At 63.6% G+C, this 23,867-nt stretch carries 22 protein-coding genes and 1 pseudogene; 18 read left to right on the top strand and 5 right to left on the bottom strand.

Features of this window, described 5'->3' with window-relative positions:
• Positions 1–70 precede the first annotated feature (70 nt).
• Together JWP26_RS05455 and JWP26_RS05460 are read left to right on the top strand one after the other, a co-directional pair.
• Entirely contained in the window at positions 71–1,003 is a 933-nt protein-coding gene (locus JWP26_RS05455) for an ABC transporter substrate-binding protein (protein ID WP_299724487.1), read from the top strand.
• An 86-nt stretch (positions 1,004–1,089) separates the two neighbouring features.
• Positions 1,090–1,431, top strand: a complete 342-nt coding sequence (locus JWP26_RS05460) for a DUF3088 domain-containing protein (RefSeq protein ID WP_299724489.1) — start codon at positions 1,090–1,092, stop codon at positions 1,429–1,431.
• Positions 1,432–1,480: 49 nt separating this feature from the next.
• On the opposite strand, the gene JWP26_RS05465 is transcribed toward JWP26_RS05460, so the two are convergent.
• Entirely contained in the window at positions 1,481–2,683 is a 1,203-nt protein-coding gene (locus tag JWP26_RS05465) for an MFS transporter (RefSeq protein ID WP_299724491.1), read from the bottom strand.
• 119 nt (positions 2,684–2,802) lie between these two features.
• On the opposite strand from JWP26_RS05465, the pseudogene JWP26_RS05470 reads away from it, so the two are divergent.
• From JWP26_RS05470 to JWP26_RS05480, 3 genes and pseudogenes are all read left to right on the top strand, one after another.
• Positions 2,803–2,919, top strand: a pseudogene (locus JWP26_RS05470) (hypothetical protein); the annotation flags it as partial.
• Positions 2,920–3,059: 140 nt separating this feature from the next.
• A complete protein-coding gene (locus tag JWP26_RS05475; protein WP_299724544.1) occupies positions 3,060–3,251 on the top strand; it encodes an SUMF1/EgtB/PvdO family nonheme iron enzyme in 192 nt (63 codons plus the stop codon).
• Positions 3,252–3,287: 36 nt separating this feature from the next.
• A complete protein-coding gene (locus tag JWP26_RS05480; RefSeq protein WP_299724493.1) occupies positions 3,288–5,141 on the top strand; it encodes a chloride channel protein in 1,854 nt (617 codons plus the stop codon).
• Positions 5,142–5,196: 55 nt separating this feature from the next.
• Here the strand turns inward: JWP26_RS05480 and JWP26_RS05485 are convergent, their stop codons facing one another.
• Both JWP26_RS05485 and JWP26_RS05490 read right to left on the bottom strand, forming a co-directional pair.
• Complete coding sequence (locus JWP26_RS05485; protein WP_299724495.1) at positions 5,197–6,591, bottom strand: FGGY family carbohydrate kinase; 1,395 nt, start codon at positions 6,589–6,591, stop codon at positions 5,197–5,199.
• Between the two features lie 42 nt (positions 6,592–6,633).
• Positions 6,634–7,419 (bottom strand): DeoR/GlpR family DNA-binding transcription regulator, encoded by a 786-nt coding sequence (locus tag JWP26_RS05490; RefSeq protein ID WP_299724497.1) that lies wholly within the window; start codon positions 7,417–7,419, stop codon positions 6,634–6,636.
• A 56-nt stretch (positions 7,420–7,475) separates the two neighbouring features.
• Between JWP26_RS05490 and JWP26_RS05495 the strand changes: the two genes are divergently transcribed.
• The 13 genes from JWP26_RS05495 to JWP26_RS05555 all read left to right on the top strand — a co-directional run bounded on the left by JWP26_RS05495 (position 7,476) and on the right by JWP26_RS05555 (position 22,677).
• Complete coding sequence (locus JWP26_RS05495) at positions 7,476–8,870, top strand: NAD(P)/FAD-dependent oxidoreductase (RefSeq protein WP_299724499.1); 1,395 nt, start codon at positions 7,476–7,478, stop codon at positions 8,868–8,870.
• The gene (locus JWP26_RS05500; RefSeq protein WP_299724501.1) at positions 8,867–10,084 is read left to right on the top strand and encodes an FAD-dependent oxidoreductase; all 1,218 of its coding nucleotides are present in this window, start codon (positions 8,867–8,869) and stop codon (positions 10,082–10,084) included. The genes JWP26_RS05495 and JWP26_RS05500 overlap by 4 nt, the downstream gene beginning before the upstream one ends.
• Positions 10,085–10,116: 32 nt before the next feature.
• On the top strand, positions 10,117–11,394 hold the full coding sequence (locus JWP26_RS05505; RefSeq protein WP_299724503.1) for an ester cyclase: 1,278 nt from the start codon (positions 10,117–10,119) through the stop codon (positions 11,392–11,394).
• Positions 11,395–11,725: 331 nt separating this feature from the next.
• Positions 11,726–12,964, top strand: coding sequence for an ABC transporter substrate-binding protein (locus JWP26_RS05510; RefSeq protein WP_299724505.1), 1,239 nt, complete (start codon positions 11,726–11,728; stop codon positions 12,962–12,964).
• A gap of 90 nt (positions 12,965–13,054) precedes the next feature.
• Positions 13,055–14,086, top strand: a complete 1,032-nt coding sequence (locus JWP26_RS05515; RefSeq protein WP_299724507.1) for a carbohydrate ABC transporter permease — start codon at positions 13,055–13,057, stop codon at positions 14,084–14,086.
• Position 14,087: 1 nt separating this feature from the next.
• Positions 14,088–14,972 carry a carbohydrate ABC transporter permease gene (locus tag JWP26_RS05520; protein ID WP_299724509.1) on the top strand — a complete coding sequence of 295 codons (885 nt, stop codon included), beginning with the start codon at positions 14,088–14,090 and terminating at the stop codon, positions 14,970–14,972.
• 3 nt (positions 14,973–14,975) lie between these two features.
• The gene (locus tag JWP26_RS05525) at positions 14,976–16,037 is read left to right on the top strand and encodes an ABC transporter ATP-binding protein (RefSeq protein WP_299724511.1); all 1,062 of its coding nucleotides are present in this window, start codon (positions 14,976–14,978) and stop codon (positions 16,035–16,037) included.
• A gap of 9 nt (positions 16,038–16,046) precedes the next feature.
• Entirely contained in the window at positions 16,047–17,624 is a 1,578-nt protein-coding gene (locus JWP26_RS05530; protein ID WP_299724513.1) for an amidase, read from the top strand.
• A 50-nt stretch (positions 17,625–17,674) separates the two neighbouring features.
• Positions 17,675–19,003, top strand: coding sequence for a histidinol dehydrogenase (gene hisD, locus JWP26_RS05535; protein WP_299724515.1), 1,329 nt, complete (start codon positions 17,675–17,677; stop codon positions 19,001–19,003).
• 1 nt (position 19,004) lies between these two features.
• Complete coding sequence (locus tag JWP26_RS05540; RefSeq protein ID WP_299724517.1) at positions 19,005–19,769, top strand: SDR family oxidoreductase; 765 nt, start codon at positions 19,005–19,007, stop codon at positions 19,767–19,769.
• A 17-nt stretch (positions 19,770–19,786) separates the two neighbouring features.
• Positions 19,787–20,833, top strand: a complete 1,047-nt coding sequence (locus JWP26_RS05545) for a LacI family DNA-binding transcriptional regulator (RefSeq protein ID WP_299724519.1) — start codon at positions 19,787–19,789, stop codon at positions 20,831–20,833.
• Between the two features lie 98 nt (positions 20,834–20,931).
• Positions 20,932–21,969 (top strand): cupin domain-containing protein, encoded by a 1,038-nt coding sequence (locus tag JWP26_RS05550; protein ID WP_299724521.1) that lies wholly within the window; start codon positions 20,932–20,934, stop codon positions 21,967–21,969.
• A gap of 6 nt (positions 21,970–21,975) precedes the next feature.
• Positions 21,976–22,677 (top strand): RraA family protein, encoded by a 702-nt coding sequence (locus JWP26_RS05555; RefSeq protein WP_299724523.1) that lies wholly within the window; start codon positions 21,976–21,978, stop codon positions 22,675–22,677.
• Between the two features lie 40 nt (positions 22,678–22,717).
• On the opposite strand, the gene JWP26_RS05560 is transcribed toward JWP26_RS05555, so the two are convergent.
• The gene (locus JWP26_RS05560; protein WP_299724525.1) at positions 22,718–23,068 is read right to left on the bottom strand and encodes an endonuclease domain-containing protein; all 351 of its coding nucleotides are present in this window, start codon (positions 23,066–23,068) and stop codon (positions 22,718–22,720) included.
• Positions 23,069–23,156: 88 nt separating this feature from the next.
• Positions 23,157–23,867: histidinol dehydrogenase (hisD, locus tag JWP26_RS05565; RefSeq protein ID WP_299724527.1), on the bottom strand; the 711-nt coding region annotated here is incomplete at its 5' end.

The raw sequence follows: 23,867 nt of genomic DNA on the forward strand, positions 1-23,867 counted from the left end.
CAAAGCTTCCGCCAGCGCCAACGAGGGCAGCGCCGGCGCCTCCTCGCCCTCTTGAACAGATGAGCTAACCATGACCCATAGAGCCAAACTGCCATTCATCGCTGCCGGTCTGCTGCTTGCCACGCTCGCCGGAACCACCCTGCATGCCCAGGAATTCGACCTCAGCCCCGCACAGGCCGGCCGCGTCCACGCCCAGCCCAATCCCGAGGCGATCGCGCTGCTGTCGCCCGATTTCCAGTGGGCCAAGCCCGACACGCTCACCGTCGCCGTCTCGGTCGGCGAGCCGCCGCTGGCCGCTTTTGCCGACGACTCTACCACCATCATCGGCGCCGATCCCGATGTCGCGCTGCTGATTGGCGAGGCCCTCGGCAAAAAGGTCGAGCTGGTCTCCGTCGCCTGGGCCGATTGGCCGCTGGGCGTGGTGTCCGGCAAGTATGACGCCGTCATCTCCAACGTCACCGTGACCGAGGAGCGCAAGGAGCGGCTGGATTTCTCCACCTACCGCAAGGACGTACTCGGCTGGTATGTGAAGTCCGACAGCCCGATTACGCAGATCAAGGAGCCCAAGGATATCGCGGGCCTCAAGGTCATCACCGGCGCCGGCACCAACCAGGAAAAAATCCTGCTCGAATGGGATCGCCAGAACGTGGCCGCAGGCCTCGCGCCGGTCGAGGTGCAGTATTATGACGACTCCGCCGCCGCGCAACTGGCCATCCAGTCGGGCCGCGCCGATGCCCAGTTCAATCCGAACTCAAGCCTGGCCTACGCTTCCGCCGTCAATGGCGGCACCAAGTTGGTCGGCACGCTCAGCGGCGGCTGGCCCGTCAATGCCGATATCGCGGTGACCACCCGCAAGGACGCCGGTATCGCTGCCGCGATTACCGCAGCGATCAACGGCCTGATCAAGGACGGCACCTATGGCGAGGCGCTGAAGCGCTGGAACCTGTCGGCCGAGTCCATCGATGTTTCGGCCACCAATCCCCCCGGCCTGCCCCGGACCTGACCGCATCACCGGCGCGGCGGCCTGTGGCTGCCGCGCCGACCATCCGATCTCAGATTTCCGCCAACCCAAAAACTGAAAGCCTCCTTATGGCCCGCGATACCCTCTTTCTGCTGCAGCCCGGCTTTGCCGATCCCAAGCGCCCCGATGGCCCCTTCATCTGTCCGCATTGCAACCAGATCGAGGGATTCCTGGCCAGCTTCCCCGAACTGGCAAAAGGCATCGACGTGCATCGCCTGCCATTCCCGCGGCCGCGCCAGCCGGTGATTGATCTGGTGGGCGAGGATAACCAGGGCCTGCCGCTGCTGGTGCTTGCCGGCACTGCGCCGGATGACGCCAAAGCCCATGGCGAGGTCCGCTTCGTTTCCGAAACCCGGCGCATTCTCGAGCTATTGTCCGAGCGGCACGGCTTTCCCAAACTGCATAGCTAACCAGCGCTCCGCCTTCGGGAAACCACGAGCGGCGGCAGCGATCAGTAAGCTATCGCACCTTGCCCATGTCCGGCAGGAACACGGTCAGCAATCCGGCCAGCGGCAGGAATGAGCACAACCAGAACACATGTTCGATGCTGGTGAAATCGGCGACTGCCCCCAGGGCGGCCGCCGCAATGCCGCCGGCCCCGAAGGCAAAGCCGAAGAAAATGCCGGCAATCAGGCCAATCCGGCCCGGCATCAATTCCTGCGCGAACACGACGATCGCCGAAAAGGCCGATGAGAAGATCAGGCCGATGATGATGGTGAGGATCACCGTCCAGGTCAGGTCCGCATAGGGCAGGGCAAGCGTGAATGGCAGCACGCCCAGGATCGAGAACCAGATCACGAACTTTGCCCCGAAGCGGTCCCCGATCGGTCCGCCCATGAACACGCCAAGCGCCGAGGCGCCGAGATAGACGAACAGCAGCAATTGCGCGTCCTGCACGCCGACTTGGAATTTGTCGATCAGGAAGAATGTGTAGTAGCTGGAAAGGCTTGCCATATAGGCATTCTTGGTCAGCGTCAGGACGGTGAGCACGATCAACGCGATCATGGTCGTGCGCCGGCTGAAGATCAGCGCCTTGCTGGCAGGGGCTTTGCCGGCATTGTTCCGCTGGTGCTCCGCATACCAGTTCCCCACCCGCCACAAAATGAAAATGCCCACCAGTGAGCCCACCGCAAACAGGCTGACGCTCCATTGCCCGCGCGGCAGCACGATAAACGCGGCCAGCAGCGGCCCGATGGCCGAGCCCGCATTGCCGCCAACCTGGAACATCGATTGCGCCAGACCATGCCGGCCGCCCGACGCCAGCCGCGCCACGCGGCTTGACTCAGGATGGAAGATCGCCGACCCCAGCCCTACGAATGCAGCGCCGATCAGCAACAGCCAATAGGTCTGCGCCATGCCAAGAACGATCAGCCCCACCAGGCTCGCCGCCATGCCCACCGGCAGCGAATATGGCAGCGGACGCTTGTCGGTATACATGCCGATCGCCGGTTGCAGCAGCGACGCCACGCACTGGAAGGTCAGCGTCAACAGCCCAATCTGCACATAGTCCAGCTGATAATTGGTTTTGAGCAACGGATAGATGGCCGACAGCATCGATTGCATCACATCATTGATGAGATGGCAGACGCTCACCGCAACGATGATCGAGAGTGTGGTCTTGCCGGCAGCATGGCTGGCCGGCGCGCTGGCTGTGAGGCTCAATTGGTAGGGTCCAAACGATACGGCATCAAATTGGCCCGTTCGTAACATGTCAGGCGCCGCCTGTCGTTATCGCTTATGCCAAAAACGACCAGATCGATCGATGGGGGCGCCAAGTGGGAGTGCAGTCAGCCCTAAAAGCTCCCGATGATCCGCAGGATGGAGAAGGACCCCGCCGCCCCGTCAAGCTGCCGGCATTTTCCCTCGAGGCCACCAGTGTGACCAACGAGCGCTTCGCCGCTTTCATTGACGCCACCGGCTATGTGACCGAGGCGGAGCGCTTCGGCTGGTCGCCGGTGTTCCGGCTGCTGCTCCAGAATGGTGACGACCTTGCCCCGCCGCGGGCAATGTCTGGGAATGGACGGCCGCTCCGTTCAGGATCCGCTCGCTTTCGCGTCAGGCTCAGGCGCGCAACGACAATGCGGCCAGCACGCAGGAAAAGGTGCTCAAGGGGGGCCCCTTCCTCTGCCATATCAGCTATTGCTATTGCTATCGCATCGCCGCCCGTTCTGCATTGACCGCCGAGTCCTCGGCCAGCAATACCGGTTTACGCATTGCCTATGACACGTGAAGGTGTCCGGCCGCTCCAGATCGGTCGGACCGGACCATGACTGAAGATAAAGACCGCGACCGTCGCGTTTCCTCGAGCATGCATGCCGCCTTGGTGCAGCTCGGGGCGGCCATCGCTCGGATCGCAGGCTGGTGGCGCGTGCATGTGCAGGACGTGGGCATTCCCGCCCGCCTGCGCAGCATGGTGCGCCGGCGTGAGGCTTGGCTGGCGCTGCTCGGCGGGCTGGTCGGCGCGCTGGCCGGGCTGATGGTTACGGCGCTGCACGAAACGGCCTATCTGATCCAAACGCTACTCTATCAATTGCCGCCAGAGCAGAGGTTGAGCGGACTGGGGACATTGCCATCCGATCAGGCGCTGATCCCGGCCATCGGCGGGATCGTGCTGGGCGTGCTCATGCTGGCATTGCGCAATCGGCGCTCGCGCTATGTCGATCTTGTGGAGGGCAACGCGCTGCATGGGGGCAAGCTCTCCATGGTGGACAGCCTGATCATCACTTTGCAGACCGTTATCTCCAACGGTTTTGGCGCGTCGGTCGGGCTGGAGGCCGCCTATACGCAAATGGGGGGCGGCGTCGCGTCCAAGCTCGGCGATCTTTTTCACGTCCGCCGCGCCGATCTGCGACGGCTGGTGGGATGCGGGGCAGCCGGCGCCATCGCCGCGGCATTTGGCGCACCATTGACGGGGGCCTTCTATGCCTTCGAGCTGATCATCGGCACATATTCCATTGCGACCCTGGCCCCAGTCGTCGCCGCCTCCATCGCCGCGGTGCTGGTGACGGGTCTGTTCGGCCATGGCGAGCCCATCGTCACCGTCAGCCACGCGGTGGCCATCACCTTGCCGCAGGTTCTGCTGATCCTGCTCTGCGGTCTCGTGACCGGGGGCCTCGGGATTGTGCTCATGAGGCTTGTGGGGCGGGTCGAGGCGGCTTTCGTGGCGCTGCGTGTGCCGGTCTGGCTGCGACCGGCGATTGGCGGAGTGCTGCTGGGCGGGTTGGCGCTCATTTCGCCCATGGTGCTGTCGGCGGGCCACGGAGCGCTGGAACGCGTCTTTGCCTCCAGCCCGATGCCGATCTGGCTGGCGCTGTTCATCATCCTGCTCAAGATCATGGCTTCGGCCATATCGCTGGGCTCGGGCTTTCGCGGCGGGCTGTTCTTCGCATCGCTGTTTCTCGGCGCGATGATGGGGCAGGTGTTCTTTTCGCTGATGCAATGGGTAAGCCCGGACATCTTCCCCGATCCGAGCATACCCATGCTTGTCGGCATGGCGGGCCTAGCCGCTGCGGTGGTCGGCGGACCATTGACCATGGCGTTCCTGGCACTGGAAATTTCGGGCAGCCTGCCATTGACCATCGCGGTGCTGGCCGCCGCGGTTGCATCCTCGATGCTGGTGCGGGAAACCTTCGGCTACTCGTTTACCACCTGGCGCTTTCATCTGCGTGGCGAAACCATCCGCAGCGCCCATGACGTTGGCTGGCTGCGCAACCTCACGGTGGGCAAGATGATGCGGCGTGACGTGAAATCGGTGACATCGGGAACGACGATCAAGGAGTTCAGACGGCTCTATCCGCTGGGTTCGGCCACGCGCGTCATCGGCACACACGCCGGTGAGCGCTATGCCGGGATGATCGAGGTCGCGGATGCCTATGCGGAGGCCATTTCCGATGACGGCACGCCGATCGACAGTCTGTTCAAGCTGCCGAACGTCATGCTGCATCCGGCCATGGGCGCAAATGACGCCGCCCGCGTTTTCGAGCAATCCAACGCCGAGGCCCTCGTCGTCGTGACCAATCTGGCCGATCCGAAATTGCTGGGCACCCTGACCGAGGCCCACCTTATGCGTCGCTATGCCGAGGAGTTGGAAAAGGCGCGTGTAGACCTGGCGGGGACATAGTCACCGCCTAAGGAGTGCTCAGCGGCTGCGCCGGCAAGGGGCAAACTGACAATGTCTACCGCCAGTGGAGCGATCGCAACAACGCGGAGTCAAACAGCGGTCGGAAATCGGGCAGGCCTCTGGCGGGGAAAGTCAACGATGGCTCATCCAGGGCAATGTCGATCATGCCTCCCGCAGCGAGTTGGGCTAGCCCAACGCCAGTAAGTTCTGAAAAAGCAGCCGCGGCCACTGTCCGGCCAGTCGCATTGGACAGCATCTGGCAGAAATAGCGGCTTTGCGAGAGCCCGCCGTCGATCGAGATTTGGTCACCGACGGGGGTTTGGGCATCCAGCGCGGCAATGACGTCGGCGGTAAGGAAAGCCAATCCCTCCAGCAATGCCTGGCATAAGTCGCGCTTGTCGGTGTCCGCCGTCATGCCGATGAACAGGCTGCCCGCGCTGCGGTCCCAATGGGGGCAGGCCAGACCCGATAGGGCCGGTACACAGGCGAGCCCCCGGCTTATGGCCGGCGGGCGGTCAAATTCGTCCAGCTCGCCGAAATCCTCGAACAGCCCAAGGCGCTGCGCCCATTCCAGCGCTGATCCGGCATCGTACACCCCGCCATCGGCGGCTCGAACTATCCCGCCCAGACCCGACCAGCCAATCGTGGGCAAAATGCCAAGCTCGGGCGCCCGCACCAGCGTGTCTCCGGTGACCACAAGCGCAAAGGCCCCGGTGCCGAACGTCACCTTGGCGTCGCCCGGCCTGCGGCAACCATGGCCATAAAGAGCCGCCTGCTGATCGACCACGCTGGCCCGAACGGGCACGCCGTCAATCGTCCCGAAATCGCCCATGGTCGGCACGATGGTGGGTAGCGTCTCCACGGGAACGCCGTGCAAGGCGCAGAGCTCTGCATCCCATTCAAGGCTCGCGATATTCATCAGCCCCGTGCGCGAGGCCGTGGTCACGTCGGTCACGCAGTGTCCGGTGAGGTTATGCAGAAAGTAGGCATCGGTGGTGCCAAGGCGCAGTTGACCACTCCGATGAGCTTCAGCAACGGTCGCGTTGTTTTGCAGCAGCCAGCCCAGCTTGGACGCGGAAAAATAGGCATCCGCGGGCAGGCCGGATAGCGCCAGCATCCGGTCCAGTTGCGCGGCCGGCAAAGCCGCCAGGGCATTGGCGGTGCGCATGTCCTGCCAGACGATGACCGGTGACAGCGGCTCGCCGGTGGTCGCGTGCCAGGCGAGGCAACTCTCGCCCTGATTGGCGATGCCGATCGCATCCACCGCACCCGCTTCGATCAGACACGCGCGGATATCGGCCAGCAATTCGGCCGGCTTGTGCTCCACCCAACCGGGATTGGGATAGCTCTGCCGGTGCCGCCGGCGGCCCATGACGATGGGCGCGCAACCGGTCTCGACCAGCAGGGATCGCGTCGACGTGGTGCCTTGATCGATAGCCGCAATCCTCACGGCAGGCTCCTGCGTGTCCGCTTGGCCAACTCCTGCGGCCGTTCAGTCATCGCTGACCTCCGCCACGATCATCTCCACTCCGGCCTCTCGCAAGCTTGCGGACAGTTCAGCGCCGGGCGCCGCATTGCTGACCAGTCGGTTGATCTTGCCGAGCGGCGCTATGGGAAACAGCGCATGCTGCTCGAACTTGCTGTCATCGGCCAGCACGGTGACCACGCGGGCCTGGCGCAGCATGGCCCGGGCAATCTGCGCTTCTTCAAGATTGAAATCCTGTAGGCCCGTCTCGTTGACGGCGCCCACCGTCAACACGGCATGCGCGGCATGAAACGTGCCGATCTGGTCAACGGCAAGCGAGCCCAGCGTTTCGGACGCATCCTCGCTGAACGCCCCACCGAGCAGATAGACCGCATGCCCGTTTCCCGCGCGGCCCATGATCTGGGCGATACCAAGCGAATTGGTGATCACCGTCAGCTCGTGCCGCCGCGCCAGTTCCTCCGCAAAAGCCAGGGTCGTGGTCCCCGTATCGACGAACAGCGTATCACCCGGCGAGAAGAGCTCGGCCGCCCGCCGGGCTATGGCGCGCTTTTCCGCGGCACGTTCGCCCATGCGCACCGCAAAGGCGCCTTCCCCCTGCAGTTCGGGGAGCGTGGCACCGCCATGCACCTTTCGCAGGAGGCGGCGGCCCGCCAATTCGGTCAGGTCGCGGCGGATCGTTTCGCGCGAAATATCCAGGCTTTCCGCGAGTTCATCCACGCTCACGCTGCGCCGCGCGCGAACGAGATCCACAATCCGCTCTCGTCTGTCCTCAGGCCGCACTGAACTCTCCATTTGACAATTCGGTCATCAGAACTTACCGAATAGTCATTCTTGTTGTGGAAGTGAACGTGGCAGACCCGGCAGCAAAATGCAATTCCTACGATGTCGCCGTTATTGGCGGCGGCGTAGTCGGATGCGCGGTGGCGCGCCGCCTGACGCTGGACGGGGCTCGCGTTGTTCTCGTCGAGAAGGGGGGCGACATTCTATCGGGCGCCAGCAAGGCCAACAGCGCGCTGCTGCATACCGGCTTCGATGCTCCCCGTGGCAGCCTCGAACTCGCCTGCATGCAGCAGGGTTATGCCGAATATCTCGCCATTCGTGCCGAACTGAACCTGCCTCTGCTTGAAACTGGCGGCATGGTCATTGCCTGGACGCAGGAACAGCAAGCCAAGCTGCCGTCCATTCTGGCGCAGGCGCATGTGAATGGCGTTGCCGATGCCCGCCTGATCGATGCGGACGCTATCCATGCCCGTGAGCCAGCGCTCGACAGGCGAGCGTTAAGCGCCGTGCTGGTCCCCGGCGAGCATGTCATCGACCCCTGGAGCGCGCCGCTCGCCTATCTCACACAGGCGGTGGCCAATGGCGCCGACTTCCGGCGCCGCACTGAAGTCATCGGCGGCCGCTTCGCAAACGGCGCCTGGTCCCTCGACACCACCACAGGTCCGATAGCCGCACGCTACGTGGTCAATTGTGCCGGCCTGTTCGGCGACCGGCTGGAAGCGGCGCTGTTGGGCGATGCCAGCTTCACCATCAAGCCGCGCAAGGGTCAGTTTCTGGTCTTCGACAAGATGGCGGCGCGCATGCTGCGAACCATCATCCTGCCGGTGCCCACCGAACGCACCAAGGGCGTGGTGCTGGCCCGCACCGCATTCGGCAATGTGCTGGTCGGTCCCACCGCCGAGGAGCAGGACGATCGGGAACACGCCACAGTCGAGCAGGACACGCTGGAAGGCCTGCGCCAGGCTGCCATCGCCATGGTGCCGGCCCTGGCCGACGTGCAGGTCAACGCCGTCTATGCCGGACTGCGCCCCGCCAGCGAGCAAAAACACTACCGCACTCGCCGTGACGATGAGCGCAATTTCCTGAGCCTGGGCGGGATTCGTTCCACCGGGCTCACCGCCGCGCTGGGCCTCGCTCAATATGCCCGCGGCCAGCTCGCTCAGATGGGACTCGACGCGGTGCCACTTGCGGCGCCTGCCATCACACCCGTTCCCAACATCTCCGAAATGGCGCCGCGCGACTGGCAGGCCGATGGGCATGGCGCCATGGTCTGCCACTGCGAACTGGTGACCGAACGAGAAATCGTCGCCGCCTTTGCCACGCCGGTTCCCCCCGGCGAGCTGGGCGGTCTGAAGCGGCGCACCCGCGCCTGCATGGGCCGCTGCCAAGGCTTTTATTGCAGCGCCCAGGTGGCACGCCTCAGCGAAGGTCATCTGACCCCGGCCATGGCGGTGGCATCATGAGCACCGCCAGGCACGTCGATGTCGCCATCGTGGGTGGCGGCCCGGCCGGGCTGGGTGCCGCGATGGCCCTGCGCCGCGCGGGCATCGAAAGTGTCGTGGTCATCGAACGCGAGGCCGAAGCCGGCGGCGTACCACGTCATTGCGGCCATCCCGCCTTCGGGGTCCGTGAATTCGGCAGGCCGATGAGCGGGCCCCGCTACGCCCGTGCCCTGGTCGGCAAGGCCCGCGCGGCTGGCGTCGAAATATTGACCCGCCATTCGGTGGTGGCGCTCGAGCCCGAAGGTCGCTTGCTCATCGCCAATCCCGACGGCGCGCTGACCGTCACCGCCCGCCGCGTCATCCTCGCCACCGGCGCCCGCGAAAGCACGCGCGCCGCGCGCCTCGTCAGTGGCGATCGCCCATTGGGCGTGGTCAATACCGGGGCTTTGCAGGCCTATCTCTACCTGCAGGGACTGACGCCGTTTCGCCGCCCGGTCATCGTCGGCACCGAATTGGTTAGCCTCTCGGCAATCTGGACCTGTCTCGCCCACGGCATCCGGCCTCAGGCGGTGATTGCCGAGGGCGACCGTGCCGTGGCGCGCTGGCCGATGGGCCTGTTCCCGCATCTACTCGGCATTCCGGTGCACTACAATACGCAGGTCGAGGCCATCACCGGCACCGGCCGTGTCGATGGCGTCCGCGTCTCGCGCAACGGCCGGCCCTCGATCGAGATCGCCTGCGACGGCGTACTGCTGACCGGCCATTTCGTGCCCGAGGCCAGCCTGATGCGATCCGCTCATATCGCGGTGGATCGCAACAGCGGCGGCCCGGCGGTTGACCAATTCCATCGCTGCTCCGACCCCAGCTATTTCGCGACCGGCAACCTGCTGCGCGGCATCGAAACCGCCGGCTGGTGCCATCGCGAGGGCCTGGCCTTGGGCAGGCGCGTCGCGGCCGACCTTTCCGCCACTCCCGCACTGGCCGCGACCATCCCGATTACCGTCGCCCCGCAGCTCAAATATGCAGTGCCGCAGCGCCTCGCCCCTGGCATCTCCGGCAATGCGCCGGCCCTGCAGTTGCGGCTTTCCGAGCCGTTCTCCGGCGAACTCGTGGTGACCAGCGGCAGCCGCGAACTGCTGCGACGTCCCCTGCGCAGCCGCCCCGAGCGCCGCATCCTGGTGCCCTTGTCAAACCTGAGCGGCGCCGACGACCCCATTACCATCCGTCTTCAATAGAACACCTCACACCATCGCGAACGAGAGAAGCCATGGCTACCGATCCCAAAAAACCCTCCGAGACCGCCGTTACGCCAGTGTCCATGTCCAGCAAGCGCGAACAGTCCAAAGCCACGCCCGATCGTCTCGCCAATTGGGGTAATCAGCCCATGGAGGGTTGGATTCCGCCCGCCGACCTTGCCCGTGCACAGATAAGGGATCTGATCCCCAACCCGCTTAACCGCAAAAACCCGACCGATTATTCCATTTCGCTGCGCGGCCGCATGAGCACCGATCAGCAATTGCTCTATCCGGGCGAGCGCCGCCAATCCATGCGAGGGTTCGAGGACCATTATACCGACATCGTGGACTTCACCATTCGCGGTACCCACCGCGCCTGGGAAGAAAAGGACATCGGCTATGTCTATGATTTTTACTGCAACAACATCCTGATCCAGGACGAATTCGGCACCCGCTCCGGCCGCGACGCGGTCATTGCCGGCTCGCTCGGGCTGATGAACGCTTTCCCGGACATGCGCTGGATTCCCAGCGAAGTGATCTGGGCCGGCGACGACGAGAATGGCTTTCACACCTCCCATCGCAGTTTCTTCGTCGGCACCAATACCGGCTGGAGCGAGTTCGGTCCGCCGACCGGGCGGCGCTGTACCTGGTGGGTCGTCGCCAATTGCGTCTGCATCGGCAATGAATATTACCAGGAATGGGTCATCGAGAATTCCGCCAGCCTGGTCCAGCAACTCGGCCTCGATGTCCGTGCCGTGGCGCGCGAAAAGGCGAACCTGCTCGACACCGATAGCTTCGCCCAGATCGGCGCGGGCGAGCCCGATCGTCTGCGCGGGCAGGGCAAGCCCGTCCATATGGCACCGGCGCCCGAAGGCCCCTTCGATCCCGAAGACTTCGTGCGTCGCATGCTGCACTATGTGTGGAACTGGCGCCTTATCGGCTCCAGCCGTGAGTTCGTCGCCCCCAATGTGCGCAGCTTTGGTCCGAGCGGTCGTCAACACTACGGCATCGGCGACTACATGCAGAACATCGTCGCGCGCCTGGCCATGTTCCCCGACCTCGCCCACTCGGTGGACGATGTCTACTGGATGGGCAATGACGCCGAAGGCTACCAGGTCTCGGTGCGCTGGTCCTTGATCGGGACCCACACTGGCTATGGCATCTACGGAACGCCTAGCGGTCGCCGGGTACGCATGTGGGGCATCAGCCACTTTGCCATCGAAGGCGGCAAGATCGTCGAGGACTGGACCATGTTCAACGAGTTCTTCGTGCTCCAGCAAATCCTGCGAGACACGGCGTTCAGCGCGTAGCTCATGCCCGAAGGTTCCGCTCCACCAAAGCTCCTGCGAGATCGCGGGACGCTCTGGCATGGCGTACGAAGTTCCGCAAAAACCTGATACATTTCAATATATTAGAAAGACAAACAAATTTTGGCAGCGGGAGTTGCACCCGGCTTGATAGTGTGGTTAGCTATTTTGCATACGAATGCAAAACGGCATTCGTGAGCAGTCAGGCTTCGGTTTGCTGCGAGGGGCGCCGGGCAGTCCATCCGCTGGAAGGCTGCCGCAAGTGAATTGGAAACCGGGTTTCGATCTGTCGAGCCCGGGCAGGGGGCGGCGAGACCGTCAGCAGGAGAGAACGATGAAAATGATGTTGAAGACGACGGTTTCGCTCAGCGTTCTGTTGCTGACGGCCAGTGCAGCCTTTGCCGATTGCGGGATTGCCAAGGGTTCGGTCCGCATTCTGTCCAATGACTTCGAGGCGCTGCGCGTCATCGAGACCGCGACCCAGGATTGCGTCGCCGCTGGTGTCACCGTCACCGCCAATGCCACCGCGGAACACAAGAACCTGCAGGTTCCGGCGTTGACCATCAACCCGGCCGAATACACCGTGGCCATGGTCGCCAACAATTCGATCGTGCCCTTGCTGAATGACGACCTGATCCGCCCGCTCGACGATCTGGTTGCCAAGTATGGCCAGGATTTGCAGCCCAATCAGCTGATCAAGATCGACGGCAAGATCATGGCGATTGCCTTCATGGGCAATTCCCAGCATCTCTTCTACCGCAAGGACATCCTGGAAAAGGCCGGCATTGCCAAGGCCCCGACCTCCTACGAAGACGTGCTGGCCGCCGCCAAGGCGATCAAGGACGCCGGCATCATGGACTATCCGCTGGCCGCTTCCGATAAGCCCGGCTGGGATCTGGCCGCCGAATTCGTCAACACCTATCTGGGCACCGGCGGCGACTTCTTCGCGCCCGGCTCCGCCGAACTGGCCATCGACAATGCCAATGGCCAGAAGACGCTGGAAATCATGAAGGCGATGACCGCCTACATGAACCCGGACTACCTGACCTTCGATGCCAATGAACTCAACAAGGTCTGGGACGCCGGCCAGGTGGCCATGATGAACCAGTGGGGCTCGCTGGCTGGCGCCGCCGTCGATCCGGCCACCGTTCCAGCCGATATCGTCAGCAACACCGTCTTCGCTGCCGCGCCCACCATTGCGGGTGGCACCACTCCGGCCGCGGCCCTGTGGTGGGATGGTTTCACCATCGCCAAGAACATCTCCGATGAAGATGCCGAAGCCTCCTTCCAGGCCATGATGCATGGCATCAGCCCTGCCACTATTGCCGCCAATCCCAATGCTGCCACCTGGCTGGTCAAGGGCTACACTCCGGGCCCCGCAGCCGTGGGCGTGATCGCCACCGCCAATGGCGGCGCCCGTGCCTACCCGATGCAGCCCTATATGGGCCTGCTGCACACTGCGCTCTCCACCGAACTGGCCGAATTCATCGCCGGCAAGGAAGACGCAACCCAGGCACTGGCGGATGTGAAAGCCGCCTACGACACCGCTGCCAAAGAAGGCGGCTTCCTCTAGTATCTCACCTCACCCCTCTCCCCCAAAAGGGAGAGGGGGCGACGCGGCGATATCGCGCTCCATATACGCATCAAAAAACGGGAGGCAGGCATGCCGCACAAGACATTCTTTGCCTTCATTCTCCCCTCGCTGATCGCCATGGTGCTGTTCATTGCCCTGCCGATCGTCTCGGTGGTGGTGCAATCCTTCTACGTCGAGCATAGCCGCGTGCTGGTCGAAGTGGAGAACTGCCAGCCCTTCGGCGGCTGCACCAAGGAAGTGCGCGTCGACTCTGCGGCGACCGCCGCGCTCAAAAAGGAACAGCCTTTGGGCCAGTTCAACGGCTTTGGCACCTATCTCAATCGCGGCCATCTCGCCGTTGCCGAAATTGGCCAAATCATCAGCACCAGCAAGGGTTTTGGTGACGCTGTCGCCCGCATCTACAACCTGCCCTTCTACAAGGCCCTGGCCTTTACCCTGGTGTTCTGTTTCGTCGTCACCCCGCTGGCCATGGCCCTGGGATTTGCCATCGCGCTGGGCGTCAATGCGCTGCCCAAGATCGTCAAAGGCCCGACGATCTTTTTCTCGCTGCTGCCGATGATCATCACGCCACTGGTCGGCTCGTTGATCCTCTTCTGGATGATCAATCCGCAGGGCATTATCGGCGCCACCATCCAGCACATCTTCAATGACCCAACGCTATCACTGCGCGCTTCTCCAGCCCTGACCTGGGCGTCGCTGCTGTTTTACGGTGTGTGGACCAATGCGCCATTCTCCTTCGTGGTGTTTTACGCCGGCCTGCAGACCGTGCCGGGCGATACGCTGGAATCGGCGATGATCGATGGCGCCTCGCGCTGGGAGCGCATCCGCTACGTCATCATCCCACATCTGGCACCCCTGGCGACCTTCGTTGCGCTGGTGCAGTTGATGGATAATTTCCGGGTCTTCGAGCCCATTGTGGGCTTTTCCGCTGAAGCCAACGCCACCTCGCTGAGCTGGCTGATCTACAACGATCTGTCGGGCGATACCCAATTGTTCGGCTCGGCCGGCGCCACCTCGGTTCTGACCATTGCGGGCGTCATCGTGCTGCTGATGCCGGTTCTGGTGCGCACCTGGCGCGAATTCAACCGCAAGGTGATCTGAGATGTCGGAATCGCTCGCCCAAAAACGCCCGCTGGCGCTGCAGACGCTGATCACCATGCTGATCGTGCTCTGGGTCGTCGTTGCCGCCTTTCCGTTTATCTGGACGGTGTGGGGCTCGTTCAAGGTCGAAGTCGACTTCTTCTCGCGGGAGAGCTGGTGGAATGCCATCTTCGGCACCAATACGCTCAAGCAGACCGGCTCGACCTTCACGGGCGCCGGCTATTACGGCGCCTGGGTCACCCGCGAATTCTGGCGCGCCGTCGGCAATACCGCCATCGTCACGGTCTCCGTCACGGTGATTTCGCTGACCCTGGGCACGCTGGGCGGCTATGCGCTGGCCCGCTCCGGCCAGCGCTACGCCTTCTGGATATTGATCGCGGCGCTGGTCTTCCGCGCCATGCCCCACATCACCCTGGTTTCGGGCTATCTGCTGCCCTTCTTCCAGCTCAATATCTGGGGCGTGCTCCCCACCTCGATTATCGTGCTGGTGGCCATCAACCAGCCGTTCACGCTGTGGATGCTGCACTCGTTCTTCCTCAGCATCCCCAAGGATCTGGACGAAAGCGCCATGGTCGACGGCTGCACGCGCTTTCGGGCCTTCCGCATGGTCATCATCCCGGTGATGTGGCCGGGGGTAGTGACCACGGGCCTGTTCTCGTTCCTGCTTGCCTACAATGACTTTGCCACCACCTCGATGCTGCTCAGCGCCGATAACCAGACCATGGTGCCGAAAATCGCCAGCTTCCTCGGCTCGGTGCAGGAACAAGGCAAGGTTATGTTCGCCGTCGCCGCCGTGGTCTCGGCCACCGTGCCGCTGTTCATCCTCGTGCTTTTCTTCCAACGCCAGATCGTCAGCGGGTTGACCGCCGGCGCAGTGAAAGGCTGACCCATGGCTCAGATCCGCCTCAAGAACGTTTCCAAGCGCTGGTCCAATTTCGTTGGCGTCGATAACTTCAACCTCGATATCGCCGATCAGGAATTCCTCGTGCTGCTCGGTCCCTCGGGCTGCGGCAAGACCACGACCATGCGGATGATCGCCGGGCTTGAGGACATCACCGAAGGCGAAATCTGGATTGGCGACCGCCTGGTCAACAAGCTCGAGCCCAAGGACCGCGACATCTCCATGGTGTTCCAGAGCTATGGGCTCTATCCGAACATGACTGTCTACGAAAACATCCGCTTTCCGCTCAAGGTCCGCAAGATCCCGCAGAAACAGCATCATGAACGCGTCATGGCCGCGTCCAAGATGGTGGAGCTGGATGATTTCCTGCAGCGCCGTCCGGCCGCGCTTTCTGGTGGCCAGCGCCAGCGCGTTGCCCTAGCCCGCGCTATCGTGCGCGAGCCCAATGCCTTCCTGATGGACGAGCCGCTATCCAATCTCGATGCCAAGCTGCGCGTTTCCACCCGCGCCCAGATCAAGAACCTGCATCACACGCTCAAGCGCACCACCATCTACGTCACCCACGACCAGATCGAGGCCATGACCCTGGCCGACCGCGTGGTAGTGATGAGCAAGGGCCTCGTGCAGCAGGTCGGCACGCCAATGGAAATCTACGACCGGCCGGCCAATACCTTCGTCGCGGCCTTTATCGGTTCGCCGGCAATGAACCTGGTCAATGGCGATATCGTCGATGGCGTCTTCACAGCCGAAAACATGAAGGTCTCGGGCCTCAGCAAATCGGTGTCCGGTCCCGTGACGCTGGGCTTCCGCGCGGAGGATGCCACGCTGGCGGACGACAACGCCCAGATCGAAGCGCCAATTTATACCGTCGAGCTCTTGGGCGATGCGACCATGATCGCCGTACGCGTCGCTGGAGCGCTGGTGTCGATCAAGACCAATAAGGACTATCGCGCCGATATCGGCGACGTCGTGCGCATCAATATCCGCCCCTCGATCTGCCATCTGTTCGACCGGGCCTCGGGTGCCCGGCTCGATTTCGTGCCAGCATAGGCGCCTCAGGTGAACAAGCGCCAGGAACAGCCAGTGTCGGACCGCAGCAAACTGGGCAAGCCAGCTTTCCAGGCTGATGTCGCCGCGCATGGGCTCAGCCTGCCGGCTGCAGACGCCGAAGGCATTTATGCTCTCGCCAACTGGCTGCATGCGGGCATTGACGGCCTGCGCGCCGTTGTCGGCACAAACGAGCAGCGTCCGGAAGCGCCGGTTCAGGACGAATGGGCCGACCTTCCCATCATCGAAGCCGCACAGCGTCTGCGCGACGGCAGCCTGACCTCGCTCGGGCTCACCAACGCGCATCTGCAACGCATTGCGCAATGCAATCCGACCTACCGGGCCTTTTACGCCGTCACCGCCGAGCGGGCGCTGGCCGATGCCGCGCGTGCCGACGCCGAACTGGCCGCTGGGCAGGATCGCGGTCCCCTTCACGGCATCCCGATCGGCCTCAAGGACCTGATCTACACCGCCGGCATCCCCACCACCGCCGGCTCGCGCCAGCATGAAGGCCACGTCCCGGCTGAAGACGCTGCCGTGGTTCGCACCCTTGCCGAAGCCGGCGCCGTGCTGATCGGCAAGCTCGCCACCTACGAATTCGGCACTGTCGGTCCTGCCTTCGATACGCTCTATCCACCGGCCCGCAATCCCTGGAATCTCGATCACATCACCGGCGGCTCGTCATCGGGCTGTGTCAGCGCGGTGGCGGGCGGCCTGCTGCGCACCTCGCTCGGCACCGATACCGGCGGCTCGCTGCGCGGCCCCTCCAGCTATTGCGGCGTCGTCGGCCTCAAGCCAACCTTTGGCCTCGTGCCCAAGACCGGCGTGTTCGGCCTCGCCGCCAGCCTCGATCACATCGGCCCGATCAGCGCCACCGTTGCCGATGCGGCGGTGACGCTCGACGTCATCTCCAATCGCGTCAACCAGCCCGCCGCCGCATCGGCCCATCTCGGCCAGCCCATCGCGGGTCTGCGCATCGCCTACGCCCGCAACTGGTTCGCCAAGGATGCACAAACCGCGCCCGCCGTCGTCGCCGCAATGGACGCGGCCGTCTCCCAGCTCTCCCTGCTGGGGGCGATCATCACTGCCGTCGAACTGCCGCCCTACGAGCATTTCGAGGCCGCCGCCGCCGCAATCCTGCATGCCGAGGCCTTCGCGCTGCACGCCGAGGCGCTGGCCGAACAGCCGCAAAGCTACGGTCGGATGACCTTCCAGACGCTGGCCGCCGGCGTATCGCTGACCGCTGCCGAAGTGGCCGAAGCGCGCCGCGCCGGCTCGGTGCTGCGCCAGCAACTCGACGATACCGTCTTCGCCGATTTCGACGCGCTGGTCACCGTGTGTGCCCTGACCACCGCATTGCCGGTCGCCGCCTTCGGCAAGTCCGCCGTCTGGACGCCAATGCGCACCATCGGTTTCAACCTCACCGGCCATCCGGCGCTGGCGCTGCCCATCGGGCTCAGCGACGGCCTGCCGATGGGCATGCAGATTATCGGCCCCCATCGCGATGAGGCAACGATCTGCCAGATCGGCGACGCCTTCGAGCGTCATGCCGGCCACGCCGACATCAAGCCGCCGCGTAGCGCCGGCTGACCATCAACCTAACATCTGCGGCGGCCACGCCGCGACCACAGGAGCAAGACATGGCCATTTGGCTCAAACGCGGCAAGGATGCCGAGGCGAAAGCGGAAGCCGACCGGCAGGTGCGCGCCACCGTCGAGACCATCCTGGGCGATATCGAAAAGCGCGGCGACGACGCCGTCCGCGACTTATCGCGAAAATTCGACAATTGGGATCGTCCCGACTTCCGCCTCAGCCAGTCCGAAATTAAAGCCTGCATGGACCAGCTTTCCGAGCAGGACCTGACCGACATCGCCTTCGCCCAGACCCAGGTGCGCAATTTTGCCGAAAAGCAAAAGGCGACCATGACCGACCTGGAGGTGGAAACCCTGCCGGGCGTTACCCTCGGCCATAAGCACGTCCCCATCGCCTCGGTCGGCTGCTACGTCCCCGGCGGAAAATACCCGCTGCTGGCCTCGGCCCACATGTCGGTGCTGACCGCCAAGGTGGCTGGCTGCGGCCGCGTCATTACCTGCGCTCCCCCGTTCCATGGCAAGGCCGCCCCGGCCATCGTTGCCGCCCAAGCCATGGCCGGCGCCGATGAAATCTACGTGCTGGGCGGCATTCAGGCCATTGGCGCCATGGCCATCGGCACGCAGTCGATCAAGAGCGTCGATATGCTGGTCGGCCCCGGCAATGCCTTTGTGGCCGAAGCCAAGCGCCAGCTCTATGGGCGCGTTGGCATCGACCTGTTCGCCGGCCCGACCGAAACGCTGATCATCGCCGACCAAACCGTCGACGGCGAAATCTGCGCCACCGACCTGCTCGGCCAGGCCGAACACGGCCCGACCACGCCCGCGATCCTGCTCACCAATTCGGAAAAGCTCGCCCGCGAGACCATGGCCGAAGTCGAGCGCCTGCTGACCATCTTGCCCACCGGCGATGTTGCCCGCAAATCCTGGACCGATTTCGGTGAAGTCATCGTCTGCGACAGCTACGAGGAAATGCTGGCCGAGGCCGACCGCATCGCCTCCGAGCATGTGCAGGTCATGACCGACCGCGATTTCTGGTTCCGCGATAACCTCACCAATTATGGCGCCCTGTTCCTTGGGCCGCGCACCAATGTGGCCTTCGGCGACAAGGTCATCGGCACCAATCACACTCTCCCCACGATGAAGGCGGCGCGTTATACCGGTGGCCTGTGGGTGGGCAAATTCATGAAGACCTGTACGTGGCAGACCGTCACCACCGACGCGGCCTCCGCCATGATCGGCGAATACGGCTCGCGCCTATCGATGCTCGAAGGTTTTGTCGGCCATGCCGAACAAGCCAATGTGCGCGTCCGCCGCTACGGTGGTCGCAACATTCCCTACGGCACCGGCGCCACGCCGCGCGTCGAGGCTGCCGAATAATATGAGCCTGCCCACCACCCCAAGTTTTCGCCTCGATGGCAAGCGCGCTTTGGTCACCGGGGGAACCCGCGGCATCGGTCTGGGCGCGGCCGTAGCCCTGGCCGAAGCGGGTGCCCATGTCACCGTCGCCGCCCGCACGGCGGCCGATGTCGAAACCGTGGTCAACCAGATGGCTGACGCCGGAATGGCCGCGGAGGGCGTGGCCCTCGATATTACCGATGTGCAGGCCGTTCGCGCCTTCATCGCCGAGGCCGAGCCGTTCCAGGTCCTGGTCAACAGCGCCGGGGGCGCCCGCCATTCCAGCTTCGCCGATATCACCGAAGTCGATTATCAGGCTGTGATGGCGCTCAATCTGAGTGCCACGCTGTTCGTATCGCAGGCGGTGGTCGGCCGGTTGATCGAAGCGGGCCTGCCCGGCTCGATCATCCATATCTCCTCGCAGATGGGGCATGTCGGGGGACCGAACCGCGCCGTCTATGCCGCCAGCAAGTTTGCTGTCGAAGGCCTCAGCAAGGCCATGGCCATAGAGCTGGGCGCCAATAATATTCGCGTCAATACGATCTGCCCGACCTTTATCGAAACCGAATTGACCGCTAAGAACTTGGGCGATCCGGCGTTTCGGCAATGGGTTCTGTCCAAGATCAAGCTGGGGCGGTTGGGACGGGTGGAAGACATCATGGGTCCGATCGTTTTTCTGGCGTCGGACGCAGCGCAACTGGTGACGGGCGCGTCACTACTGGTAGATGGCGGATGGACGGCGGAGTAGGGGCCAAGAAACCGGGAGTGACGTCCTCCCAGGTTGCCGAACATGCCGGGGTTTCCCAATCGGCCGTGTCGCGCACCTTTACGCCCGGCGCGTCCATTTCCTCCAAGACCCGCGCCAAGGTTCTGGCCTCGGCCAAGGAGCTCGGCTATCGGCCCAATGCGATCGCCCGTTCGCTGATCACCAATCGCTCGCGCATCATCGCCGTGGTGATGGCGTATCTGGAAAACCTGTTCTACCCCGACGTGCTCGAGGAACTGGGCCGGCGGCTGGCGGCGGAGGACTATCACCTCCTGCTGTTCACCGGCTTCATGGACCGCGACAGCGATCCGGTATTCGACCAGCTCATGCAGTATCGCGTCGACGGCATCATCCTGGCCTCGACCTCGCTATCGTCCGACCTGTCGGAAGAATGCGCCACCGCCGGTATTCCCGTTGTGCTGTTCAACCGCACCACGCAGCGCGATGCGGTATCGTCCGTCACCACGCGCAACCGCGATGGCGGGCGCAAGATCGCCGAATTCCTGGTGGCCGGCGGGCATAAAAGCTTCGGCTATATTGCGGGGCTTGAAAGTTCTTCCACCAATCGCGACCGCTTCCTCGGCTTTGCCGAGGGACTGCAAGCCCATGGCTTTACCGACATTGCCCTGGGCAAGGGCAATTACTCCCGCCTCGACGCGGAGGCGGCGGCGCGCGACATGCTGTCCGGCCCCAACCGCCCCGAAGCCATCTTTGTCGCCAACGACCACATGGCGGTGGCCGTGATGGACGTGGCGCGCCACGAATTCGGCATCGCCGTGCCCGAACAACTCTCGATCGTCGGCTATGACGATGTCGGTCCCGCCCGCTGGACCTCCTATGGCATCACCTCGATGTCCCAACCGCTCAAGAAAATGGTCGAAGCCACGGTCGATATCCTGATGGACCAGATCACCAGTGGCGAGATCGAAGCCGAGCATCGCATCCTCTCGGGTGAACTGGTTGTGCGCACCTCTGCCCGCCTGCCCAAAACCGGCGTCGTCGACATCGATGGCCGCAAACTGTACCGCCCCAAAGACACCGCATGATCTGCCAGCAAGAAATCCAGCATGCTGGATTCGATTTCGCTTGAAATTTTCTTGCATACGTATTCAAATCTGGCGACATTGCCGTGAAAGGATTTGCCATGACAACCTGGACCCAAGCCGAAATGGAAAAGCGCCTGGTGCGCTATGCGGACCTCAAGGGCCTGCGCAACGCCTTCATCGATGCTCGTACGCCGGGCTCCGATCGCAAGGAGAATTTCACCATCATCGGGCCCGGCGTCAGCGAGAACAAGGCGCAGGTCGTCCATATACCCGAAGCGCATGGCTTCAATTTCGGCGCTGCTCGCCAGCCTTTCGGCTGCACCAATTCCCAGCATTCGCACCTGACCGCCGAGACTTTCCTGGTCCATAGCGGCAAGTGGCGCTTCGTCTTCGGCGCCAACAAGGACGAAGGCTATCTCGATGTCGAGCCGGGTGATGTCGCCACCGTGCCCACCCACATGTTCCGCGGCTTCGAAAAGCGCGACGAAGGCACCGGGTTCCTCGCCGTGGTGCTCGGTCACGACGATCCGGGCAAAGTTGTCTGGGCGCCGTCGGTCTTTAAGATGGCCGAGGATTTCGGCCTCAAGCTGCTCAAGGGCGGCAAGCTGATCGACACCACCCTGGGCGAAAAGGTGCCCGAAGGCGCCGAACTCGAACAGCCCCCGAGCGCCGAAAAGCTCAAGGAACTGACCACCCCGCCAATGTCCGAGCTGTCGAAATACTACGTGCCGCATGCCAAGATGGCCGGCAACCCGCACTCGCCGCTGGCCGGCGAAGGCGTCGAAGAGGCGGCCCTGATCGGCGATGTTGACGCGGCGGATGGCTTCAAGGCCGGCCCGATCATCGGTCATTGGCAACACGATTTTGCGCTCCGTCGTTTGAAGCTCGAGACCGGCGCCAGCATTGCCCAGCACAGCCGCGCCGAGCAGGAAGTGATCTTCGTGCAGTCCGGTACGCTGGAATTCAATTGGGCCGATGGCGCGCTGATCCTGGGGGCCGGCGATACGCTGACCGTACCCATCGGGCTGGTGCACGGCTTCCGCAACCCGGCCTCGGCCGATGCGATCGCCTTCGTCATCCGCGGCGCAGCCGCGCCTGCGGCGCCGCAGTTTGCCACCGCGCAGGCGGCCGAGTAAAAACCCATGCCCACGATTTCCGCCGAAGTCCTCGCCGCCCTGCGCAAGGCCGATACCCCCACCGTGTGCAACGCCCTCGAGCACGTCATGGGCGGGCGCACGGCGGAGGGGTTTACCAAGACCCCGGTTGTGTGCGCCGATCCCGGCCTGCCGCCCGTAGTGGGCTTTGCCCGCACCGCCAAGATTCGCGCCTCGTCGCCGGCCCAGAAGCCGGCCGCCGAGGTGCGGGCCCTGCGGATGCAGTATTATGAATACGTCGCCGGCGGCGACGGCCCCAATGTGGTGGTGATCGAAGATACCGACTACCCCCACGTCATCGGCGGCTTCTGGGGCGAAATGCAGGTGGCCCAGCACAAGGGCCTGGGCATTGCCGGCACGCTGACCAATGGCGTGCTGCGCGACCTCGGCATGCTCGACGAGGGCTATCAGGTGATCGCCGGTGCCGTCGGCCCCAGCCATGCCTTCGTGCATGTGACCGAGCTGGATTGCCCGGTAACGGTGTTCGGGATGACCGTGCGGCCGGGCGACCTGATCCATGCGGACCGCCACGGTGGCGTGGCGATTCCCGCCGCCCATATCGAGCGCATGGCCTGGGCCATCGATATGGTGATGCGCAAGGAAGTGCCAATCCTGACCGCCGCCCGCGCGCCTGGGTTCACGGTTGAGAAGCTCAAGGCCGCGTGGATCGAGGCGGACGCGATTCAGTAGTCGGCTTTCCTCCCCCGCTTGCGGGGGAGGGGGACCGCCGTCAGGCGGTGGAGGGGGCGGCCGCCCGCGCAATGGCGGCAACGACCCCTGCTGACCGCGTCTCGACCTCTTCAGCAGAGAAGCGGATCACCATGATCCCCTCCTTTTTCAACCAATTGGTCCGACGCTCATCACGTTCAGCTTGGCCGCTGTGAACGGGACCGTCGACCGCGACACAGAGCCTTAAAGCGGCGCAGTAAAAATCGAGAATAAAGGGACCGATAGGGTGCTGGCGCCGGAAATGGCAACCAAGACTATTGCGCCGAAGAAGAAACCACAGCGTCTTTTCAGGCGCGGTCATGGCGCGGCGCATGCTTTTCGCACGCTCACGGATAAAGTCTGGTGACCGCAACGTCGACTCCGTGTGTGGCTTCCCCCTCCACCACGCTACGCGCGGTCCCCCTCCCCCGTAAACGGGAGAGGAGCCCAGACCGCGAAATTTATGCCTGCATGCGATCCAGCCGCAACTGAGCCGCGCGACGGTGACCTTCCAGCCCCTCGCTGGCAGACTGCCGCGCTGCGGGCGGGGCAACCTGCTTGACGCCATCTTCATCCAGCCACTGGTGCGTTGCAATCTTGACATAGGCGCCGACCCAGAGGCCGCCGGTATAGGCGCCAGCGCCCATGGTCGGCAGCGTGTGGTTGGTGCCCGAGCACTTGTCGGAATAGACCACGCTGGCCAACTCTCCAATGAACAGCGACCCATAATTGCGCAGCTTGAGCGCCATGCCCTTGGCATCGGCGGTGTGAACCTGCAGGTGCTCGGCGGCGATCAGGTCGGAATAGGCGATCATCGTAGCCTCGTCGTCGCAGACGGTAATCTCACCATAATCGCGCCAGGCCTGCCCCGCCACGTTCGCGGTCGATAGGGTCGCCAACTGCTTGTCGATTTCCTTGAGCGTCGCCTCGGCCAGCGCCGCATCGGTGGTGATCAGGCCGACGCGGGTGCGAATGTCGTGCTCGGCCTGGGCCAGCATGTCAGTAGCGATCATTTCCGCATCGCCAGTCGAGTCGGCGACGATAAAGATCTCCGACGGGCCGGCGAGCTGATCGATACCGACCGGCCCGAACACCTGCCTCTTGGCCTCGTTGACGAAGGCATTGCCGGGCCCGACGATCTTGTTGACGGCCGGCACGCTCTCGGTGCCGTA

It is taken from the genome of Devosia sp., assembly GCF_028290435.1.
Taxonomy (GTDB): domain Bacteria; phylum Pseudomonadota; class Alphaproteobacteria; order Rhizobiales; family Devosiaceae; genus Devosia.